The organism is Arthrobacter sp. Hiyo1, from assembly GCF_001263615.2.
Lineage (GTDB): Bacteria > Actinomycetota > Actinomycetes > Actinomycetales > Micrococcaceae > Arthrobacter.
This window is the reverse complement of record NZ_DF952471.1, coordinates 1-2,374: the sequence shown is the minus strand read 5'-3', so window position 1 is coordinate 2,374 and position 2,374 is coordinate 1. Positions and strand designations below refer to the sequence as shown.

At 66.3% G+C, this 2,374-nt stretch carries 3 protein-coding genes; all 3 read right to left on the bottom strand.

Going from position 1 to position 2,374, the window contains the following annotated elements; translation table 11 throughout:
* The coding region (locus AHiyo1_RS11670; protein WP_340639316.1) for an FAD:protein FMN transferase at positions 1-471 on the bottom strand (471 nt) is incomplete at its 3' end.
* A 73-nt stretch (positions 472-544) separates the two neighbouring features.
* Positions 545-1,111 (bottom strand): FMN-binding protein, encoded by a 567-nt coding sequence (locus AHiyo1_RS11665; RefSeq protein ID WP_059388674.1) that lies wholly within the window; start codon positions 1,109-1,111, stop codon positions 545-547.
* A partial coding sequence (locus AHiyo1_RS11660) for a ferredoxin reductase family protein (protein ID WP_059388673.1) occupies positions 1,108-2,374 on the bottom strand: 1,267 nt, incomplete at its 5' end. The genes AHiyo1_RS11660 and AHiyo1_RS11665, both read right to left, overlap by 4 nt.

The window sequence follows — 2,374 nt, the reverse complement described above, 5'->3', positions numbered from 1 at the left end:
GGGAAACGCGGTCAGGAGCGTCGTCCGATCCTCCGGGTCAATAATCCCTGCCAGCCACGGCCGCGCAGTGCCCGGCGTCGGCGAACCGGCCACAAGGACATCCCCGCCCGCGTTGAGGCACCAATCCTGCAGCCCCAGCGCGAGCAGCGACGTTCCGGCTTCCCGTATCGCATGTCCCTTGACGATCCCCGCCAAGTCCACGACGCCGTCGGGCCGTTCCGCCGTAAACGCACCTGCCGTGAGGCTGCGCCAGTCGACAGCCTCGACATACAGCCGGCGCATGTCCACGGAGGCGTCCCTCAGGGCCAGCTCGCCCCGCGCCATCGCGCTCGCCTCCGAGTCGGGACGGTAGAGGCTAAACGTCCGGTCCAACCCCGTGAACAACTGCTCGACGACGGCGGTGGCCGCCTCGAGTTCTTCCACCGCGGCTTGGGGGGCCATCCCTGGAGCAGTCGGGATGGCGATGCTCACCACGGTGCCCATGCTGGTGAACGTCCGGGAACGAAGGCGGGGCTCCGAACTGCCCCCTCCGGTCTCGCGTGGCTTAGAAGTGGGCTGCATCGAGGGCCGCCTGGAGGGATGTCAAATATGCCTCGCTGGTATAGGTGGCCCCGCCGATGGTCTGCACGTTCGCCGACTGGGCGCTCAGCACTTCGGAGCGGAGCAGGGGTGCAGCCCTGGCGCTGATCTGGACGGATCGTTGCTCTTGGTCGGTCAGGTGCAGGGCTGTGACATCCGTGATGACGCCGGCCTTGATGGTTACCTGGACCTGTACCGTTCCAAAGCGCGTCTCCACTGCCGTGCCGGCGTAGGTGCCCCCTGCCTTGGCCGATGCCCCCAGACTGGAACTGGAACTCGAACTGGAGCCCGTGCTGGAACCGGAGCCGGCTCCGGTTCCCGAGGACGATCCGGACGCACTGCTCCCGGTGGTTCCATTCGCCGTCGAGCCCGTTCCTGAAGCGGTACCGCCCGTGGTTCCGGCCGCGTTTCCGGTTGCGGAGGTGGTGACCGCCGATGCGTTCGAATCAGCGACGTGTGCACCCGACTGCCACCCGACCACGAGGATTGCCGCCGACGCCAGCGCCGCTGATATTCCTGCCCTGAGTCTCACCAGTCAAACCTTTCGTAGTGGAGCTGCTCCTCCCGGACGCCGGAGCTTTTTGCCTCAGCCAGCACCTGGCGGGCCCAAGCCGATGGGCCACAGATGTAGACATCCGCGTCGGTGATGGCCGGTACGAAGTCCCGCAGCCGCGAGGTGCCGGTAGAGGCAGGCAACCACGCGCTTTGGGGATTCGCCGACCGCGGGCCGGTCAGATGGAAGAGCGTGGCACCGCGCTTCCGGCACAATTCCAGGATCTCGTCGCCAAGGAATAGCTCGTCAGTGGTGCTGCCGCGCAACAGGACGGTCGCCTGGCCGGGCGCGAAGGGGGTGGATTCCAGGAGCGCCCGGAGGGGCGTGATTCCGATTCCTGCGCCGATCATCACAACGTGTTCCCGGCTCCGGGCCGCCGTGCTGAAGACACCGTAGGGACCTTCGATGGCTACTTTCGTTCCCGGCTTGAGCGAAGCCAGCCGGGCCGAGCCCGCTCCCAGGTTCCGGACAGTGATCCGCAAGGTGGGCTGTTGGGCGGGCCGCCCGTATGACGTGCCCGACGGCGGCATGATCGGTTCCGCGGAGAGGCTGAACGGATGTGCCTGCCACCACATGCCTGGGGCAAGGAAGCGCCAGACGAAGAACCGGCCGCCGTTTCCCGACAATTCGTTCAATCGCAGGCCGCTCATTTCGATGCTGAAGACGCCGGGCGCAAGGGGAACCACGCGCCGCACGGTCAACTGGTGCCGGTAGGTGGCTATCACCGGCTGGGCGACACGGAACCACGCCAGCGCCGAGCCTGTTCCGATGTAGAGCAGCAGCCAGTACCAACGCTGCCAGGTGCCTTCGGCGAATAATCCGCCCACGCTGAACTGGTGCGGCAGGGCGAGCGCTACGGCCAAATACGTGAGCAGGTGGACGAAGTACCAGAATTCATAGGGAAAGCGGCGGCGAACAGCTACCAGCGAGGTGACCACCACGGCAATGAAGAGCGCCATGGAGACGAACGCCAACCACATGTCGGGTACCAGCACCCAGAGCGAAACGGCTTCGCTGACGGGGTTCAGGCCCTCGGCCATGCCGTAACCGGTCGCGACGAGAAGTCCGTGCGCCAGCAATAGGTAGAGCGCCGGTTTGCCCAGCTTCCGGTGGAACTCCAACGCCCTGTCATGGCCGACCGCGCCGTCCACGAAAGGCAGTCGTGCCGCGAGCAGAAGCATCAGGAAAACCAGATCCATGCCGGCAAGCCCGGCGAGGATCCCGGCGGCGGTGACCGCTTGG